The organism is Nonomuraea aurantiaca, from assembly GCF_020215705.1.
Taxonomy (GTDB): domain Bacteria; phylum Actinomycetota; class Actinomycetes; order Streptosporangiales; family Streptosporangiaceae; genus Nonomuraea; species Nonomuraea aurantiaca.
Map to the genome: position 1 here is coordinate 70,219 of NZ_JAIWNB010000034.1, position 18,509 is coordinate 88,727.

The 18,509-nt window shown below is 70.2% G+C and carries 15 protein-coding genes; 10 read left to right on the forward strand and 5 right to left on the reverse strand.

Annotated elements, in window-relative coordinates:
• Positions 1-4 precede the first annotated feature (4 nt).
• Together LDL49_RS47730 and LDL49_RS47735 are read left to right on the forward strand one after the other, a co-directional pair.
• Positions 5-1,939: a RiPP maturation radical SAM C-methyltransferase gene (locus LDL49_RS47730; protein WP_225301588.1), complete on the forward strand. Its 1,935-nt coding sequence runs from the start codon at positions 5-7 to the stop codon at positions 1,937-1,939.
• The gene (locus LDL49_RS47735) at positions 1,936-2,592 is read left to right on the forward strand and encodes a DUF5825 family protein (RefSeq protein ID WP_225301589.1); all 657 of its coding nucleotides are present in this window, start codon (positions 1,936-1,938) and stop codon (positions 2,590-2,592) included. Before LDL49_RS47730 ends, LDL49_RS47735 begins: the two co-directional genes overlap by 4 nt.
• Before the next feature lie 46 nt (positions 2,593-2,638).
• Here LDL49_RS47735 and LDL49_RS47740 read toward each other — a convergent pair whose 3' ends face one another.
• Both LDL49_RS47740 and LDL49_RS47745 read right to left on the reverse strand, forming a co-directional pair.
• Positions 2,639-3,424: a Stf0 family sulfotransferase gene (locus LDL49_RS47740; RefSeq protein ID WP_225301590.1), complete on the reverse strand. Its 786-nt coding sequence runs from the start codon at positions 3,422-3,424 to the stop codon at positions 2,639-2,641.
• A 195-nt stretch (positions 3,425-3,619) separates the two neighbouring features.
• Entirely contained in the window at positions 3,620-7,024 is a 3,405-nt protein-coding gene (locus LDL49_RS47745) for a lantibiotic dehydratase (protein ID WP_225301591.1), read from the reverse strand.
• A gap of 656 nt (positions 7,025-7,680) precedes the next feature.
• On the opposite strand from LDL49_RS47745, the gene LDL49_RS47750 reads away from it, so the two are divergent.
• The gene (locus LDL49_RS47750; RefSeq protein ID WP_225301592.1) at positions 7,681-8,034 is read left to right on the forward strand and encodes a helix-turn-helix domain-containing protein; all 354 of its coding nucleotides are present in this window, start codon (positions 7,681-7,683) and stop codon (positions 8,032-8,034) included.
• 45 nt (positions 8,035-8,079) lie between these two features.
• Here LDL49_RS47750 and LDL49_RS47755 read toward each other — a convergent pair whose 3' ends face one another.
• A complete protein-coding gene (locus LDL49_RS47755; protein WP_225301593.1) occupies positions 8,080-8,706 on the reverse strand; it encodes a TetR/AcrR family transcriptional regulator in 627 nt (208 codons plus the stop codon).
• 83 nt (positions 8,707-8,789) lie between these two features.
• Here LDL49_RS47755 and LDL49_RS47760 point away from each other — a divergent pair, with 83 nt between their 5' ends.
• The 7 genes from LDL49_RS47760 to hypF all read left to right on the forward strand — a co-directional run bounded on the left by LDL49_RS47760 (position 8,790) and on the right by hypF (position 16,233).
• A complete protein-coding gene (locus tag LDL49_RS47760) occupies positions 8,790-9,764 on the forward strand; it encodes an aldo/keto reductase (RefSeq protein ID WP_225301594.1) in 975 nt (324 codons plus the stop codon).
• An 80-nt stretch (positions 9,765-9,844) separates the two neighbouring features.
• Positions 9,845-11,224 (forward strand): cytochrome ubiquinol oxidase subunit I, encoded by a 1,380-nt coding sequence (locus LDL49_RS47765; protein ID WP_225301595.1) that lies wholly within the window; start codon positions 9,845-9,847, stop codon positions 11,222-11,224.
• A 12-nt stretch (positions 11,225-11,236) separates the two neighbouring features.
• Positions 11,237-12,220 (forward strand): cytochrome d ubiquinol oxidase subunit II, encoded by a 984-nt coding sequence (gene cydB, locus LDL49_RS47770; protein ID WP_225301596.1) that lies wholly within the window; start codon positions 11,237-11,239, stop codon positions 12,218-12,220.
• Positions 12,221-12,372: 152 nt separating this feature from the next.
• Positions 12,373-12,954: a D-sedoheptulose-7-phosphate isomerase gene (locus LDL49_RS47775; protein WP_225301597.1), complete on the forward strand. Its 582-nt coding sequence runs from the start codon at positions 12,373-12,375 to the stop codon at positions 12,952-12,954.
• A gap of 140 nt (positions 12,955-13,094) precedes the next feature.
• Positions 13,095-13,268, forward strand: a complete 174-nt coding sequence (locus LDL49_RS47780; protein ID WP_225301598.1) for a HypC/HybG/HupF family hydrogenase formation chaperone — start codon at positions 13,095-13,097, stop codon at positions 13,266-13,268.
• Between the two features lie 49 nt (positions 13,269-13,317).
• On the forward strand, positions 13,318-13,962 hold the full coding sequence (locus LDL49_RS47785) for a D-sedoheptulose-7-phosphate isomerase (protein ID WP_225301599.1): 645 nt from the start codon (positions 13,318-13,320) through the stop codon (positions 13,960-13,962).
• Positions 13,963-13,977: 15 nt separating this feature from the next.
• On the forward strand, positions 13,978-16,233 hold the full coding sequence (hypF, locus tag LDL49_RS47790; RefSeq protein WP_225301600.1) for a carbamoyltransferase HypF: 2,256 nt from the start codon (positions 13,978-13,980) through the stop codon (positions 16,231-16,233).
• A gap of 66 nt (positions 16,234-16,299) precedes the next feature.
• On the opposite strand, the gene hypE is transcribed toward hypF, so the two are convergent.
• Together hypE and hypD are read right to left on the reverse strand one after the other, a co-directional pair.
• Positions 16,300-17,373 carry a hydrogenase expression/formation protein HypE gene (gene hypE, locus LDL49_RS47795; protein WP_225301601.1) on the reverse strand — a complete coding sequence of 358 codons (1,074 nt, stop codon included), beginning with the start codon at positions 17,371-17,373 and terminating at the stop codon, positions 16,300-16,302.
• Entirely contained in the window at positions 17,370-18,497 is a 1,128-nt protein-coding gene (gene hypD, locus LDL49_RS47800) for a hydrogenase formation protein HypD (RefSeq protein ID WP_225301602.1), read from the reverse strand. Before hypD ends, hypE begins: the two co-directional genes overlap by 4 nt.
• Between the last annotated feature and the right edge of the window lie 12 nt (positions 18,498-18,509).

Below are 18,509 nucleotides of genomic sequence, written 5' to 3' on the forward strand. Positions count from 1 at the left end.
ACCCATGCACATCGTGTTGGTGGACATGCCGTGGTCGTCGATCGACGCGCCGTCGCTCTCGCTCGGCGTGCTCAAGCGCCGGGTCCTCGACGTGTTCCCGGACGCCGCCGTGGACGTCATCCATGCCAAGCTCGACTACATCGACTGGGTGGACGAGCACGTCGGCTTCACGTTCGAGGAGTACGACACCTTCGTGAGCTCCTACTTCTCCGGTCACAGCGAGTGGATCTTCTCGGCGGCGCTGAACGAGCGGCCCCGGTGGAAGGTGGCGGAGTTCGCCGAGTTCCTCGGCGGCAGCGTGCCGGAGCCGATGCTCGCCAAGGCGACGCAGCTCCATGAGCTCGCGCCGCTGTTCATCGAGGAGACCGCCGCCCGGATCGCGGCCATGGCACCGGACGTGGTCGGCTTCACCGCCACCTTCGCGCAGAACGCCGCGGCCCTCGCGGCGGCGCGCGCGGTCAAGAGGCGGGCGCCGGACGCCGTCACCGTGTTCGGGGGCGCGAACTGTGAAGGACCGCAGGGCGCGGCGATGCACCGCAATTTCCCCTTCATCGATTTCGTCGTACGCGGCGAGGGCGAGCTGGCCTTCCCGCAGCTGCTCTCCGCGATCGGCGCCGACGGCGGGGACGGTGGCGAGGTCAATGAGATCGCCGGACTGTGCTGGCGCGGGCCGAGCGGCGAGTCGGTCGTGAACGCGGTGGAGGCCCGGCCGCTACCGCCCGACGCGCTGGTCCCGCCCGACTTCGGCGACTACTTCGAACAGCACGCCAGATCCCTCGCGGGCTCGTGGGTGGAACCGCGGCTCACCGTGGAGAGCTCGCGCGGCTGCTGGTGGGGCGAGAAGCACCACTGTACGTTCTGCGGGCTGAACGGCTCGCTCATGCAGTTCCGCAGCAAGGACCCCGGCCGGTTCGTGGCGGAGATCCTCAGCCTCGTCGAACGGCATCGGGTCCTCGACGTATGGGTGACCGACAACATCCTCGACATGGCCTACCTGACCTCGATGGCGCCGCGCCTCCAGGAGTCCGGCTACGACCTGCGGATCGGCTACGAGATCAAGTCGAACCTGCGCCGGGACCAGCTGGAGATCCTGCGCGCGGCCGGCATCGACTACATGCAGCCCGGGGTGGAGAACCTCAGCACCCGCGTGCTCACCCTGATGGACAAAGGCGTGACCGGCTGCCTGAACGTCCGGCTGCTGCGTGACGCGGAGACCGTCGGCATCAACCTGAACTGGAACTACCTCTACGGCTTCCCGGAGGAGTCCGAGGCCGACTACGACAGCGTGATCGACCAGGTGCCCGCCCTGCACCACCTCATGCCCCCGTCGAACGCCACCCGGCTCAAGGTCGAGCGCTTCAGCCCGTACTTCGACCGGCCCGAGCTGGGTTTCGGGGAGCTCCATCCGGCCGCGCAATACCGGCACATCTACGATCTTCCCGAATCCGAACTCGCCGACCTCGTCTACGTCTTCGACTCCCCGCGCCGCGGCATCGACGCGGACTGCCTCGACCGCCTGCGCCGGGCCGTCGCCGCCTGGACGGACGCCTATCCGCGCAGCCGCCTGACCCACTGCGACCTGGACGACCACATCGTGCTCGTCGACACCCGGCCCGGCTTCTCCTGGCACCTGCTCGACCTCACCGAACCGCTGGAACTGACGGTGTTCCGCCTGCTCGACACGCCGCACAGCCCGGCGGCGCTCGTACGCAAAGCCGCCGCCCGGCACGACGACGCGACCGAGGACCGGATCGACGAGCTGCTCGCCCGCTGGCGCGAACTCGGCCTGATCTTCTGCGACGCCGGCCAGGCGATCCACGTCGCGCCGGCCGTCGCCAACCAGGACCTGATGCGTCTCGACGGGGAGAATCTCAGTCGCGGCGAACCGCTCGTACCGGCACTCGCGGAGGCTGCGGTACCAGTGGGAACGCCCAGATGAGCACCGACGCCGGGCTCCCGGCTCACGTACCGATGACGCTGTGGAAGGATCGCGACCCGGCGGCCATGCGCGTCCGGGGCATGTACGCGGGGCGCGTGAACGTCACCGGCGACCCCCTTGCGACCGTGTCCCGGCTGGCGGCGGACGGCGTCCAGCTCGCCCAGCTGGACGACATGGTCGATCTGGACGACCCGAGCGGCGCGGCGGCGGTGGCCGCCCTCGCCGTCATCCGCGAGCTGACCAGCCACGGCATCGCGGTCGACTGGACCCTCCGCATGCCGGTCGGCCCGGCGGGCTGGCGGCCACTGAGCCACCTCCACCCTCCGGCGGCCGTGTACGCCGGGCCCGCCGGGGACGGCATCGCGGCCGAGTGGCGCGCCACCTTCCACATCGCGAAATGCGGCTACCGGCTCGGTCCCGGCTTCATCGAGATCCGCGACCGCCGGACGGGCGCATTCAGGCGCCTGGTCATCCGCAACCCGCACCGCGAGGAGGCGATCGCGCCGCTGCTGCGGGGCGTGCGGACGACGAGCCTCGCGCCGACGGTGACGGAGCGCTATCTGCGGGCGGACCTGCTGCATCAGGTGGGGCGGTATGTGTGGTGGACGCCGTACCGGATCAGGCGCTGGCCGCTCAGCTCGACAATCCCCTAACGGCCCTTAACTGCTCCTTGCGGGCCTTAACCGCTCCTTGCGGCCCTTAACTGTCGGCGCCCACCCATGCCTCGTTTCCGTCCTGGGCGCTGTCCCGCTCGAACCTCTCCAGCCATCGTTCGGTGACCTCACCCGCCTGGCGCTTGATGCCGGGCTCGGGGAGGGACTCGGGCGGGTCGACGCCCAGGTGCCGCAGGCAGCCGAGGACGGTTCCGGAGTAGTCGGCGAGCATGTCCTCGTAGAAGACGACGTGCGGGACGCGTTCGCGGCGGTCGAAATACTGCTGCCACGCCCTCGTCTCGTCGTCGAGGTGCTGCAGGTGGCGGCGGATCTCGGCATAGTCGTAGCGGGGCTCGGACTGCGCCCGGCTGGTCGACAGGTAGATCCCGTCCACGATCCAGACGCCGGTCTGCTTCGCCAGGACGTACGAGATGGCCTGCCGGATCCGATCCCTGCGCCGCAGCCAGATGTATCGGGGCGACATGAGCAGCTCGTCCAGGTCGACTTCGAGCCCCTGTAGGTGCTCGCCATGCACCTTGATGCCGAAAACGCCGTTCGGGCTGGTCCGGCAGGTCATTAATCGCCTGATATAGCTCTTCACCCGGTCTTCCGGATCGGCAGTGTCGAACCCCCAGCGCTCGAAATAGTCGAGAACATGCGTGTCCGCCAGATATCCATCGGCGAAACCGGCCCGCCCGGTGTGCCAGAGCGTACGGACGAGCATATTGCTGCCGGAACGCGGCGCCGCTGCCAGGACGTAGCGAGTCGGCGGCAGCCCGGCGAACGGCGGGAAGTCGAATTCCGGGCTGTTGGTCCGGAAAAAAGGGGCCACCGTCCATACCTACCACTGCGCCAGGCGATCAGTCAGGACACGAGGCGTCGGGCGATATCAGCCACGACCACGCCCCGATGCACTGCGGTCTGGTGGGGAGTCGTCGCGGGCAGCGCCACTCGCCGGCACCAGATGGGGTGTCGTCGCGGGCAGCGTCATTCGCCGGTGCCGGGTGGGGTGTCGTCGCGAGCAGCGTCACTCGCCGGCACCAGGTGGGGTGTCGTCGCGGGCGGCGAAGGTCAGCGCGACGGCACGGGCCAGCTTGCGGCACCGGCGTTCAGCGTCGCGGTCGATCCCGAGCGTCCGTATGTGGTGCATGTGTAACAACGACGCCATCACCGAAGATTCGGTCAGATGTGGCGCGCCGAGTGGAAGGCGATCCATGTAGGCGGCCACGGCTCGCCGCCGCTCCTCCCATGCGCCGACGATCCGTGAGCCGCCCGGCAGAGCCGCCAGCGCCGCCCAGCCCCCGCTCGGATCTGCCAAGCCGACCGCCTGGCGGACGACCCCGCGGTCATTCGGGGCAGCGTGCTCGGCCAGAGGGTGGTCGATCTGCCAACGCGCCCCCGCGGCCCGGCCTCTCACCAGGGCGGCCGTCAGATCGACCAGGCTCGCCGCGGTGAGCGCGTGCGGGTGTACGTGGCGAGTCGCCGACAGGGCCGCGAGCTGGGCGACCACCGCGACGGAGTCGGCCGCGAAGACGGCTTCCGCGTCGGCCAGCACCTCTCCCGACCCATACCGTGCGGTTTCCGGGTGGTACGTATCCAGGACCAGGTCACCCACGAGGCCGCGACCGCGCAACTCGGCGGCCCACGCCCCGACCCGGGCGGCGGACGGACCGTAGTCGTGCTCACCGGCCAGGTGCAGGCGCAGCCGTAAGTGCGGGCGAGGGTCGCGATATCGCACGAACCACCACATCGGCGGCTCATCCCAGGTCTCAAGCAGCTCGGGCAGATGCCCGGTGAGGATCGTGTCGACCACGCCCGGATCTCCGTACAGCTTGGCGTAAAGGACCCGCGCCCCCGGCAGAACCCCGTCCTCGCGCCCGACCAGGGGCAGCGACCCCGCCACCGTCACGGCGGCGGGGGCACGGGCGGGCGGCGCGGTGGCGGCCAGCGAGATGACGACCTCGTGCGCCCGGCGGCCGAACCAGCCATGGTCCGCCGGTCCAGCCGCCTCCGACACGACGGCGGCCTCACCGGCGCCGTCCAAATGGGCACGGAGCAGCGCCAAACTCATGGGCTCGTCCAGATCCAGGCGCAGCCGCCGGTCCGCCGTACCCACGGACACGACGGCGGGCAGCCGCAGGCGGGCGCGCAGTGCTGTCATGGCCCGCACCCACTCCGGCCACGGGGTGTCCGGCCCGGGCAGGACCTCGGTGGAGATGCGCCATCGGGCGGGCGCGAGCACGCTGCGGCCGTAGCGGATGCGCGGCAGGAACGGCAGACACGCCGCCGCTCCCCAGGAGAAGGGCGACACCACAGCTGCCCGAGCACGCGGGATCTCGAACAGCAGGCGCGCGATCGGCGGCATCGCATGCCGCGCCACCGCACTGCTCAGCACCGGCTCCACCACCTGCCGCCGCGACGGCGACAGCAGGTACATGCGGTCGTTGTCCGCCGTGACCGCCAGATCCCGCCAGGAGATCCGCCCGTCCGGACTGGCACGGTGCTCGGCCAAGGAGATCAGGTTTGGCAGCAGGAGCGGGGTACGGGCGACGTCCTGGGCGCGCGGGTGCCGAGCCGGGAACGACAACTGCACGGGCACGGCACCGTCCACCGCGACGGGTAACCGACCGTAGAGACTGTCCTGCCAGCCACTGCCCTCTGGGGCGCGGTCGCGTGGGAGGCCATCCTGCCGGTCACCGTCCTGCCCGTCGCTGTCCCGCAGGAGGTCGGTGAAGCGGCCCGCCAGGCCGGCCGCCGTGCCGTCGACGGCGAGGACCGTCAGGGTGAAGGCCCCGGCGGCCAGTGCGTCGGCGGTGGGTGCGCAGACTTCGGCGACCAGCTCCATGTACGGGAGCGGTCGCGCCCCGTCCATACCGTCCGCCGCCAGAGCCTCGATCGCGGCGTCGTCCAGTACGATCTCCCGCTCGCCGTCCAGGGCCGCCTGCTGCGCCAGGGCCAGCAGGCGCTGATCCCTGCGCGACAAGGGCGCGGGGACGGGCGGTCCGTCGTAATGGCCGGGGAACCCCAGCCCCGCTGTGGGATCGACCAGCTGCTCGATCGGTACGACGCCGCCGACCCCGTACCGGTCCAGGAACATGACGTGGTACTCCCGCCAGCCCGGATGCCCGGCCGGGTCCGGCGTCAGCCGCCATAACGCCCCGGCGGCGGACTCGGCCTCGGCAGCCACCTCCCGAGGAAGTACCGCGCTGCCGCCCAGCCGCAGGTCTACCGCGAGCGGCTGAGCGACCTCGACCGGCACCACGTCCCGCATCCGCTCCCCGACCGCTCGCCTGGCCCGTACGGCGGCCTCACCGGTCGCGCGATCGGCCGCCCGCAGCTCCGCGTTGATCGCCCGCAGCCCCCGAACCAACCGAACAACCTCAGGCCCCCGGCCCAGCAAGCCCACCTCGGCCTCCCGGACCTGCGGGGCGGCCTCCATTACCTGGTCCTGTGGAACGGCCCCTTGTGCCCGATCCTGCGGGGTGGCGTCGCCGGGCCAGTCCGCCGCCGTGTCTCGCAGCCGGTCGAGCACATACGCGAGCCCGTCGACGCTGGTCGAAGGGGGACGCAGGCTGCTGATCAGCACCCCGCACGTGACCAGCTCCGCGACCATCGCCTCGATCGCCGGGACCCTGGCATCGGGAAACGTGGCGGCCAGCCCGTCGACCAGGTCACCGGCCCGAACGGGTGCCTGGGCCAGCTCCATGATCGTGCGGACGGCCGCGCCGTGCCGTACCGAGACCTCCGTCAGTTCGCTGCGAGCCGGATCGCCCGCGTGCGGCTGCCAGGGCACCACGAGGCGTTCCCCCCGTACGAACGCGAGATCGTTCACCATGACCGGGAGGCGATGCCGCAGCTCCGGGTCTGATTCCAGCCGGGCGATCACCGCGGCCAGCCACACGCCGTCCGCCGTCGTCCGCGTGCGCGGGACTCCGGCCTGGTACTCCGGCGCCGCGCCGAAGCGGAGCGGGGCCACGCCCGCGAACGTCCCGAAAGGCGTGGCTCGGCCGCGCATCCGCACCAGGTACCGGGCCAGTGACAGCGCCATGCGCCGGAGGCGACCGGGGCGGGGCCGACGGCCCGCGCAGACTGCCTCGATCTGGGCCGCCAGAACCGGACTGGCCAGCGAGACGGCCGCTGCCACGGGTTCCCGCGCCCAGACCTGGACGAGCCACTCGCACCACCGCTCGACGTCGGCCTCGTCATCCAGCTCGCGCGACAACGGGACAAGTGGTTCGGGACGCGGCGCGCCATCCGGCTCGGGACGCGTCCTGGCATTCGCCTCAGGAGGCGGCGGAACATGCCGCTCGGCAGACGGCGGTGGGAAACCAGGTTCGGGCCATGGCGGGACATCCGGTTCGCTCGCGAGCGCGGTGGCGCGGATCAGCGCCGTGTCAAAGTGCCGGTACGGCTGCGAACGCTGCACGCTCACGCTGAGGCCTCCCACATTGCGCGCCTGACCCGGCGGCGGTGGCCGTCCAGCCGCCGCCGGGACGGCTCGGCGGGCCCGTCACCCCCGAGTGTCGCACGCGCGTGGCGCCCGTTCCGTACCGCGAAGACGATCAACCACGAGCTCAGGGCCTGCTCCGCTGGCTGACGAAAATCTGTAGTGGCTGAGGTAGACATTCGCGACGACGGAAGCTAGAGTTTCTGGCATCGCAAGGAACGGATCCAACCGGGCAGAACACGAAGACCCCAGCACCACGACGAACTGCCCGGATGAGTTTGACGAAATACCAGGTGATGGCAGCAGGTCGGACTGACGGGGCCAGCGCAGTGGCGAGGGGCCCTGGCCGTGGACGCGCTGCCACACTAGATGTAGGAAAAGAAGTTCGAGTAAGAGAAGGGAGTGTTGAACGCCATCGGGATCGCCCGCTGCCGGCTGATCACTCGCCGCTCGGGTACCGGAGTTCCACAGATGGGAAGGTGGTACACGGTCACGCATCCGCGATCCCCGCGTCATGGCCGTCTACTACGGCTGATGCGGACGACAGTAGGCCGGCCAGATGGCCGGTAGATGGTGTTGAACCTCTTCGGGGCCCCGGCGCAATACGCGCCGGGGCCCCCTGACGCATGCGGAAGGCATTTATGGATCAAACGCCTCCAGCACGTAGCGACCCCACACTCGCACCCAGCAAAGCCAATGACCGGTTCGACGATGAGGACTACCCCGCCTACAGCATGGGCGCGGCCGCGGAGATGCTCGGCGTCACCGCCGCCTTCCTACGCGCGTTGGGCGCCGCCAAACTGATCGAGCCGCAACGCTCCAGCGGTGGCCACCGTCGCTACTCCCGCTACCAACTACGTCTGGCGGCCAGGGCCCGCGAGCTCGTCGACCAGGGCACCGCCCTCGAAGCCGCCTGCCGCATCGTCATCTTGGAAGACCAGCTCGCCGAAGCGCTGCGGATGAACCGTGCCCGGGAGCGTTCGGACGAAGGCTGACGCCTGACGACGGTGATCACGCCTTGAGGGCTTCCTCAGGGGATCTCACCGGTCGCGCAGGCGCAAGAGGTAGCCGGTGATGTGGTCGTGGGCGGCGGTGACGGCGCGGGTGGCCAGGTTGTCGATCTCCTGCGGTGGCCGGGCGTCTCTTGGGACCAGCGTGGCGTAGCCGTGCGCCATGGACAGATGAACGTAGACGAAGTCCGTCGTCTCGGCCCAGGAGACGTCGTCGGGCAGGGCGGCCGAGGTCAGGGCCATGAGGGTGTCCATGAGGCGGCGGCCCTGCTCCTGGACGGTCTGTTTGCAGGGGGCGCCGAAGTCGTACGAGTAGACGAGGTCGATGCCGGCGCGATGGTCCAGGGCATAGCGGGCGTACGCGCCCGCGGTGGCGGCGAGCCGGTCGACCGGATCGGGCCCCGCCTGCTCGGCCGCCTGGGCCAGGAGGTCGGCGATGTCGGCGACGATGGCGGCCGCGCAGGCGGCCAGCAGAGCCTCGCGATCGGGAAAGTGGCGGTAGGGCGCCGCCGATGACACGCCCGCGCGGGCGGCGACCTTGGACACGGAGAAACCCGCCAGGCCGATCTCGGCCAGGAGCGCGATGCCCTCGCGGATCAAACCGGCGCGCAGGTCGCCGTGGTGGTAACCGCGTTGCGGTGTCGTTGGACTGCTCACGGCGAACGATTGTCCCCTCTTCCTGATGTTAGAGTACTCTTACTTGATGTAAGAGGCTTCTAACATTGGCAGAGAGGCACATCATGCAGCAGCGGAATCTCGGGCAACAGGGCCTGACGGTGTCGGCTCTGGGATACGGCGCGATGGGGATCTCCCTGGCGTACGGACCCTCGGACAAGGAGGAGGGGGCCGCGACGATCCGCCGGGCCCACGAGCTCGGAGTGACGTTCTTCGACACGGCCGAGCTCTACGGACAGGGCGAGAACGAGCGGATCGTCGGGACCGCGCTCGCACCGGTGCGGGACGAGGTGGTCATTGCGACGAAGTTCGGGTTCGACTTCACCGGCACGCGGGAGGGCGGCGTCGACAGCCGTCCCGAGCACATCCGCGAGGTCGTCGACAACAGCCTGCGCCACCTCGGCGTCGACGTCATCGACGTGCTCTACCAGCACCGCGTCGACCCCAGCGTGCCGATCGAGGACGTGGCCGGGACAGTCAAGGAGTTCGTCGAGGCCGGGAAGGTCCGCTACTTCGGCCTGAGCGAGGCGGGCGCCAACACCATCCGCCGCGCCCACGCCGTACATCCCGTGTCGGTTCTGCAGACCGAATACAGCCTGTTCGAGCGCGAGGTCGAGTCCCTCTTCCCCGTCCTGCGCGAGCTCGGGATCGGGTTCGTCCCCTACTCGCCGCTCGGCCGGGGCTTCCTCACCGGCCAGGCCAAGCCCGGCGCCGAGTACGACGCCACCGACATGCGCGCCTGGGACGCCCGCTTCCAGCCCGGCAACTACGAGAAGAACGTGGCCGCCACCGACCAGCTCGCCGACCTGGCCGCCACCAAGGGCGCCACGGTTGCCCAGCTCGCCCTGGCCTGGCTCCTTGCCCAGGGCGACGACATCGTCCCCATTCCGGGCACCCGCGACCCCAAGCGCCTGGCGGAGAACGTCGCCGCCGCCGACCTCGCCCTCGACGACACCGATCTGAAGCGCATCGCCGACATCCTCCCGACCGGCGGCTTCGGCGCCCGCTATCCCGAGGAGCACCTCCCCACCTGGGACTGACCCCGCTACGGCGAGTGCGCTACTTCCAGCCCAGTGTGTCATGACGTGCTGGGCATGGTCGGATACGTACAGTAGCGACCATGAATGCCGTGGATATCGCGCGCTGGCAGTTCGGGGTCACCACGGTGTACCACTTCCTGTTCGTGCCCGTCACGATAGGGATGTCGCTGCTGGTGGCGATCCTGAACACGGCCTGGGTGCGGACCGGCAAGGTGGCCTACCTTCGCGCCACCAAGTTCTTCGGGACGCTTTTCCTCATCAACTTCGCCATGGGCGTGGTGACGGGGATTGTGCAGGAGTTTCAGTTCGGGATGAACTGGAGTGACTATTCCAGGTTCGTCGGCGACATTTTCGGGGCGCCGCTCGCGCTGGAGGCGCTGCTGGCGTTCTTTCTGGAGTCGACGTTCCTGGGGCTGTGGCTCTTCGGTTGGGATCGGCTGCCGAAGAAGGTGCATCTCGCGTGCATCTGGATTGTCGCGTTCGGCACGGTGCTGTCCGCCTACTTCATTCTGGCCGCCAATTCGTTCATGCAGTGGCCGGTGGGCTTCCGGCTCGCCGGGCGGGCCGAGTTGGTCGACTTCGGGGCCGTGTTGAGCAACAAGGTCCTGCTGGTCACCTTCCCGCACACGATCTTCGGGTGCTGGCTGGCCGGTGGCGTGATCCTCATGGCGGTCTCCGCCTGGCATCTGGCTAGAAAGCGGGATATTGACGTCTTTCGCCCGTCACTTCGGCTGGGCATCGCGGCGGTACTGCTGGGCGCGCTCGGCACCCTCGTCTCCGGGGATCTCCTCGGTAAGATCATGACGCAGACCCAGCCGATGAAGATGGCCGCCGCCGAGGCGCTCTACGAGACGCGGCAGCCCGCGCCGTTCTCCCTGTTCACCATCGGGACGCTGGACGGCACCAAGCCGATCTACCAGCTCGAGATCCCGGGCCTGCTGTCCCAGCTGGCCACCGGCTCGTTCAGCGGCAAGGTCGAGGGCGTCAACAACATCCAGGCGGACTACGAGCGCAGGTTCGGACCGGGCGACTACCGTCCCTACATCCCGGTCGCCTACTGGGGTTTCCGGCTGATGATCGGCTTCGGCATGCTCGCCGCGCTGGTGGCGCTCCTCCTGCTCTGGCTGACCCGTGGACGGCTCATCCGCGGCAAGGACTGGGTCTGGAAGGCCGCCGTCTGGTCGGTCGTTCTGCCCTTCCTCGCGAACAGCTTCGGGTGGATCTTCACCGAGATGGCCAGGCAGCCGTGGATCGTCTTCAGCCAGATGAAGACCGCGCGTGGCGTCTCACCGAGCGTCGGCGCGGGGACCGTACTCACCTCGCTGATCGTCTTCACCGCTCTGTACGGCGCGCTGGCCCTGGTGGAGGTCGGTCTCATGATCAAGTACGGCAGAGCGGCCCCGCCGCCCGCCGACGGTGCCGAGCCGCAGGACGGCGGCGAGACGTCCTTCGCCTACTAGGGGGATCGGATAGTGGAGCTCACCGAGGTCTGGTTCGTGGCGATCGCCATCCTGTGGGTCGGGTACTTCGTCCTGGAGGGGTTTGACTTCGGCGTCGGCATGCTGCTGCACGTCATGGCACGGAACGACGCCGAACGCCAGGCGATGCTCGACACGATCGGCCCCGTCTGGGACGGCAACGAGGTGTGGCTGATCACCGCGGGCGGCGCCACGTTCGCCGCCTTCCCCGAGTGGTACGCCTCGCTGTTCAGCGGGTTCTACGCTCCGCTGCTGCTCATCCTGCTGGCGCTGATCGTGCGCGGCGTGGCCATCGAGTATCGCGGCAAGCAGGACTCCGTGACGTGGCGGCGGTGGTGGGACGTGGGCATCGCGATCGGGTCGTTCGTGCCCGCGCTGCTGTGGGGCGTCGCGTTCGCGAACATCGTGCGGGGCGTGAAACTCGACTCCCGTCACGACTACGTCGGTACGTTCGGCGATTTGATCAACCCGTACGCGCTGCTCGGCGGGCTGACCACGCTGGCCCTGTTCGTCACGCACGGAGCCGTGTTCGTGGCGTTGAAGACCAGCGGCGAGATCAGCCGGCGCGCGACCACGCTGGCGCTGAAGACCGGCGGCGTCGCGGCCGTGCTCGCGGTGATCTTCCTGGTCTGGACGCAGTTCCACGGCGGCGGGCCCGGCACGGTGGTCCTGGCCGCCCTCGCCGTCCTTTCCTTCGTGGCCGCGCTCGGCGCCATCGCCAAGGGCCGTCAGGGGTGGGCGTTCCTGCTGTCCGCGGTCGCTGTCGGCGTGACCATGATCTGCCTGTTCGCGGTCCTTCATCCCAACGTCCTGCCCTCGACGGTCGACCCGGCCTACAGCCTGACTCTCCAGAACGCGGCCTCGACGCCGAAGACGCTCGGCATCATGACCAGGATCGCGGCGACCTTCCTGCCGCTGGTGGTGCTCTACCAGAGCTGGACCTACTGGGTCTTCCGCCACCGGATCAGCGCTGGTTGAGGTTTTTTCTCCGCGGCTGAACGGCCATTGTTTGAGTAAATCGTCGACATTATCGCCGTCAAAAGGAAACGGGGCTTCAACCTCCTGTAAAGCGCGATTGCCAGCCATTGTTCGTGGGAACTGAGAATCGAGAGCCGAGGAAAGGATCATCCATGACACTCGCTCTCGGCACGTATCTCCAGGAACGCGACGAAGCCGGCCTCGCGCTGGCGGAGGATGCCGAGCTGATCGCCCGCGCGTGTCATGCGGTGGCCCTGCGCTTTCATCGGGGCGGCCGGCTGCTGAGCTTCGGCACCGGTCAGTCGGCGGCCGACGCGGCGCATCTCGCGGTGGAGTTCGTCCATCCGGTGATCGTGGGGAAGCGCGCTCTGCCGGCCTTCTCGCTGGCCAATGACGCGTCGGCGTTGAGCGGGCTCGCCCGCGCGGGAGTGTTCGCGACCCAGCTGCGGCTGCTCGGGCGCGCCGGGGACATCGCGGTGGGCATCACGATCGACGAGGACTGTGCCGAGGTGGCGGCGGCGCTCGCCGTGGCGCGTGAGATGGGCATGACGACGCTGGCGCTGACGAAGGCGGGCGGGCTCGACGGCACGGTGGTGGATCACCTTCTCACGGCACGCAGCCGTGATCCGCGGGTCGCCCGCGAGCTCCAGATGACGACTTATCACGTTCTGTGGGAGTTGGTGCATGTGTTCTTGAACGACCCTCGGCTCGCGGCGACGGAGATCTCACGATGACCTCGCCGGGAGGTCAGGACCAGTCGAGCCCGGTGACTTCGCCAGAAGATCCGGACCACTCCGGTCCGGTGACTGCACCAGGAAGCTCGGACCGGTCGAGTCCGGAGTGTCCCGACGGGGTGTGTGTGACCTGCTCGGACATGGCCGTACCCGTCCGGATCGTCGCCCTGCGGCCCGGCCACCTCGCGCTGGCCGACACCGCCGTCGGTGCGGAGGAGATCAGCGTGCGGCTGGTCGATGCGCGGGCCGGCGACGTGGTCCTGGTACACGCGAAAGAGGCCATCGCGGTGCTGGAAAGAACGGTGCAGGAGTGAGCGGCGCTGGAGTGAGCGGCGCTGGAGTGAGCGCGCTGGGGGGAAGGCCGTGAGTGATGCGCTCTATCCCTTCCTCTCCCCTGCGGCGGGCGACGTCGAAGCGCTGTTGGCCACGGTGACCCGGTCCACGGTGGAGAAGGCCCGGGAGATCGTCGCGCTGCGGCGGGAGGTGCTCACCCTGCTCGGCCCCCGGATCGCCGCGTGCGCCAAGGCCCTCGCCGCGGCCTTCGCCGGCGGCGGTCGGCTGTTCACCTTCGGGAACGGGGGCAGCAGCACCGACGCCCAGGCTGTGGCCCACCTGTTCCTCGCTCCCGGACCCGGGCACAGGAGGCTGCCGGCGATGTCTCTGACGGCCGACGTCGCGCTGCTGACCGCGCTCACCAACGACATCGGCTTCGACGCGGTCTTCGCCCGGCAGCTCGCCGCCCTCGGCACCGGTACGGACATCGCGATGGGGATCTCGACGAGCGGCGGCTCGCTGAACGTGGTGCGCGGGCTCCAGGAGGCGAAGCGCCTCGGCATGGTGACGGTCGGGCTCGCGGGCTCTGGGGGCGGCCAGTTGGCCGAGTGCGGTGCCGTCGATCATCTGCTGGTCATCCCGTCTTCGTCCGTCCATCGGATCCAGGAGGCGCAGGCCACCGTGTGCCATGTGCTGTGGGAGTCGGTTCGGCGGGCGTTGGACGAGGCGGACTGACCGTTGGACCCGATCGTGCGCTCTCGGATCCGGGTCGAGGGCATCGTCCAGGGTGTGGGGTTCCGGCCGTTCGTCCATGGCCTGGCCGTCCGGTACGGCCTGTCGGGCACGGTCGGCAACGACGGCTTCGGGGTGTTCATCGAGGTCGAGGGCCCAGCCGGGGCGGTGAGCGCGCTGGTCGAGGCGGTCAGCCGGAACGCGCCCGCGCTGGCGGCCGTGGACCGGGTGAGCGTGGAATCGGTGCCGCCCACAGGCCCCCGCGGCTTCCGCATCGTCCCGAGCATGATCGGCGGTGCCCCACGCGCGCATGTGTCGCCGGACGCGGCGACCTGTGACGACTGCCTGGCCGAGCTGTTCGACCCGGCCGACCGCCGCTACCGCTACCCCTTCGTCAACTGCACCAACTGCGGCCCCAGGTTCACGATCATCACGGCCGTCCCCTACGACCGCGCCGCGACCACGATGCGCGCTTTCTCCATGTGCACGGCCTGCGCGGCCGAGTATCGCGATCCCCGCGACCGCCGCTTCCACGCCCAGCCGGTGTGCTGCCCCGCCTGCGGTCCCACGCTCGTCCTGCACGCCTCCGACGGCGCGATGATCGCGGGCGATCCGGTGTCCGAGGCGGCGGCGCTGCTCCGCGCCGGATCCATCCTCGCGGTGAAGGGACTCGGCGGCCATCACCTCGCCGTGGACGCCACCGACGAGGACGCGGTCGCGGCGCTTCGGGCCCGCAAACACCGTGGGGACAAGGCGTTCGCCGTGATGGCGCCGGATCTGGCCGCCGTACGCGAGCTGTGTGAGCTGGACGGCGAGGCGAGCGGGGTGGTCGCCGCCCTCACCGGCGCGCGCCGCCCGATCGTGCTGCTGCCCCGACGCGCCGGCTCGCCCATCGCCGTCTCAGTGGCGCCCGGCAACCGGGACCTCGGCGTGCTCCTGCCGTACACGCCCCTGCACCACCTGCTGGCCCGCGAGCTGGGCCGCCCCTTCGTACTGACCAGCGGGAATCTGTCCGGCGAGCCCATCGCGCACCGCGACGAGGACGCGCGGCGGCTGGCCGCCGACGCCTTCCTCACCCACGATCGGCCGATTCACGCGGGCCTTGACGACTCGGTGGTCCGGATCTTCCGTGACACGGAGGTTCCGGTACGGCGGGCCCGTGGGCACGCTCCCGCGCCCATCGCGCTGCCCTGGGCCTTCCCCCGCCCGGTCCTCGCCTGCGGAGCGCAGCTCAAGAGCACCTTCTGCCTCGCGACGGGCAGCCACGCGTTCGTCTCCCAGCACCTCGGCGACCTGGAGAACTACGCGACGATGCAGGCCTTCGCCGGCGGCGTCGCCCACTTCCGGCGGCTGTTCGGGATCGAGCCGGAGGTGGTGGCGTACGACCTCCACCCGGAATACCTGTCCACCAAGTACGCCCTGACCCTCGACGGCGTCCAGCCAATCGGCGTACAGCACCACCACGCCCACATCGCCTCCTGCCTGGCCGACAACGGCGAGCCCGGCCCGGTCGTCGGCGTGGCCCTCGACGGCACGGGGTACGGCACGGACGGCACGATCTGGGGCGGCGAGCTGCTCGTGGCCGACCTGGTGGGCTTCGAGCGGGCCGGGCACCTGGAGCCGGTACCGATGCCCGGCGGCGTGACGGCGATCCGGCAGCCCTGGCGGATGGCCGCGGCCTTCCTGCACAGCGCGTACGGCGCCGAAAACTTCGACGACCTCGACGTGGTCCGCCGCAATCAGGACCGGTGGCCGGCCGTGGCGGCGCTCGTGGCGAACGGCCCGGCGGAGCTGGTGACGTCGAGCGCCGGACGGCTGTTCGACGCGGTGTCCGCACTTCTTGGGATCCGGGACACGATCACCTACGACGGGCAGGCGGCGGTGGAGCTGGAGCAGCGGGCGGACCCGGGGGTCCGCGGCGGCTATCCGGTCGCCGTCGCCGGAACGGTCATCCGCGGCACCGACCTGATCCGCGCGGTCGTCGGCGACCTTCGCCGGGGCGAGGCGTCGGAGGTGATCGCGGCGCGGTTCCATCACGGACTGGCCGAGGCGGTGGTGACGGCCACGACGCGGGTCGCGGCCGCCAACGGCCTGGAGGTGGCGGCGTTGTCCGGCGGGGTGTTCTGCAACACCCTCCTCCTCGGCGCCGTGGTCGACGGGCTGCGCCGCCACGGCCTGCGCGTCCTGCTGCACCGGCGCGTCCCCTGCAACGACGGCGGCATCAGCCTCGGGCAGGCCGTGGTGGCGGGAGCTCGGGATCGAGCGGCCCGCTGAACACGGCACAGGGCTGTGGCGGCGGGAGCTCGGCACCGAGCGACCCGCCGAACGGGTCGCACGGCCTCAGCAGATGCGCGGCAGCGGGTCGCCGACCAGCAGGTCCACGATGCGGGTGCCGCCGAAGGCGGTCCTCAGCAGCACCAGGCCGGGCGGGTCCTCCCCGACCCACCCGATGATCGCGGCCCCGGCGCCGACCGGATGGCCGCGCATGATGTCGACCGCCCGCTCGGCGTGGTCGCCGTCCACGACGGCGACCAGCCGCCCTTCGCAGGCGACGTACAGCGGGTCGATCCCGAGCAGCTCGCACATCCCGGTGACAGCGGGCTGAACCGGTACAGACTCCTCGTCCATCACCACGGAGACGCCCGAGGCGGCCGCCACCTCGTTCAGCACAGTGGCCACCCCGCCACGGGTGGCGTCCCGCAATGTCCGCACCTGAGTGGGAAGGGCGTCCAGCAGTTCGGCCACCAGGCCGTTCAGCGGGGCAGTGTCGGAGACCGTGTCCGCCTCGATGCCGAGCTCGCCACGGGCCAGCATGATGGCGGCACCGTGCTCGCCGATCGGCCCGGACACGATGACCGCGTCGCCAGGCCGGGCAGCGGAGATGGACGGCGTGATCGGGCGCTCGACGACGCCGACCCCGGCGGTGGTGATGTAGCAGCCGTCGGCCTTCCCCCGCTGGACGACCTTGGTGTCCCCGGTGACGATCGAGACGCCCGCCGCCTCCGCCGCGGCCGCCATCGAGGCGACGATCCGCCGCAGGTCGCCGACCGGGAACCCCTCTTCGAGGATGAACCCGGCGGACAGGTACAGCGGCCGGGCACCGCATACCGCGAGGTCGTTCACGGTGCCGTTGACCGCCAGGTCGCCGATGTCGCCGCCGGGGAAGAACAGCGGGGAGACCACGAACGCGTCGGTGGTGAACACCGCACGGGCGCCGTCCAGCGCCAGCGTGGCCCCGTCCTCCAGCGGGGCGAGCAGCGGATTGCGGAACGCCTCCAGGAAGACCGCGTCGATCAGGGTCCGGGTCGCCTTGCCGCCGGAGCCGTGCGCCAGCGTGATGCGTTCCTCCCGGACCACCGCGCGGCGCCGCCGTACGCGCTCGATCCGGTCGAGGACCTGCTTCTCCGTGGTCATGCCCGGGTCGCCTCCCGCACTCGTTCCCGGCTGAACCGGCCGAAGTTGTAGTACGCCGCGCACGCCCCCTCCGAGGAGACCATGCAGGTCCCGATCGGTGTCTCCGGGGTACAGGCGGTGCCGAACACCTTGCACTCCCAGGGCTTGAGCACGCCCTTGAGCACCTCGCCGCACTGGCACGCCATGGGGTCGGCGATGCGTGTGCCGGGGATGTCGAAGATCCGCTCCGCGTCGAAGGCGGCGTACTCCTCGGCCATCTCCAGCGCCGAGTGCGAGATGAAGCCGAGCCCACGCCACTCGAAGTGCGGGCGCACGCGCATCACCGTCCCGATCACCTCCATGGCGATCCGGTTGCCCTCCCACGGCACCACCCGCGCGTACTGGTTCTCCACCTCGCCCCGGCCCTCGGCCAGCTGGCCGAGGAGCAGGTCGACCGCGTGGAGGATGTCGAGCGGCTCGAACCCGGCGACCACGAACGGCTGCCGGTAGTCGCGCGCGATGAACTCGTACGGCCGGCAGCCGATGATCGTCGAGACGTGGCCGGGGCCGATGAAGCCGTCGAGCCGCAGGTCGGGCGAGTCGAGGATCGCCTTGACGGCCGGGATGATCAGGACGTGGTTGCAGAAGACGGAGAAGTTGTCGATGCCCTCCTCGGCCGCCCGCAGCACGGTCACCGCCGTCGACGGCGCCGTGGTCTCGAAGCCGATCGCCATGAACACGACCCGCCGGTCCGGATTCTCCCGGGCGATCTTGAGCGCGTCGAGGGGCGAGTACACCATCCGGATGTCGGCGCCCTGCGCCTTGGCGTCGAGGAACGTGGCTGCTCCCCCGGGCACCCGCATCATGTCGCCGAACGACGTCATGATCACATCGGGCTGCCGCGCGATGTGGACGGCGTCGTCCACCCGGCCCATGGGGATGACGCAGACGGGACAGCCCGGCCCGTGCACGAGCGTCACGGCCTCCGGCAGGTAGTCCTCGATGCCGTGCTTGTAGATGGTGTGCGTGTGTCCGCCGCACACCTCCATGAACTTGTACCGGCGTCCCGGCTCGCACCGGGCGGCTATCCGCGCGGCCAGCGCCCGGGCCGCGTCGGCGTCGCGGAACTCATCGACGAAGCGCATCGCACTCCCTGC

Coding starts and splice junctions, on each gene's coding strand:
- hypE (WP_225301601.1), bottom strand. CDS start 17,373: ATGACCACGGAGAAGCAGGTCCTCGACCGGATCGAGCGCGTACGGCGG.
- LDL49_RS47775 (WP_225301597.1), top strand. CDS start 12,373: ATGACACTCGCTCTCGGCACGTATCTCCAGGAACGCGACGAAGCCGGC.
- LDL49_RS47760 (WP_225301594.1), top strand. CDS start 8,790: ATGCAGCAGCGGAATCTCGGGCAACAGGGCCTGACGGTGTCGGCTCTG.
- LDL49_RS47730 (WP_225301588.1), top strand. CDS start 5: ATGCACATCGTGTTGGTGGACATGCCGTGGTCGTCGATCGACGCGCCG.
- LDL49_RS47750 (WP_225301592.1), top strand. CDS start 7,681: ATGGATCAAACGCCTCCAGCACGTAGCGACCCCACACTCGCACCCAGC.
- LDL49_RS47780 (WP_225301598.1), top strand. CDS start 13,095: ATGGCCGTACCCGTCCGGATCGTCGCCCTGCGGCCCGGCCACCTCGCG.
- LDL49_RS47765 (WP_225301595.1), top strand. CDS start 9,845: ATGAATGCCGTGGATATCGCGCGCTGGCAGTTCGGGGTCACCACGGTG.
- LDL49_RS47735 (WP_225301589.1), top strand. CDS start 1,936: ATGAGCACCGACGCCGGGCTCCCGGCTCACGTACCGATGACGCTGTGG.
- hypD (WP_225301602.1), bottom strand. CDS start 18,497: ATGCGCTTCGTCGATGAGTTCCGCGACGCCGACGCGGCCCGGGCGCTG.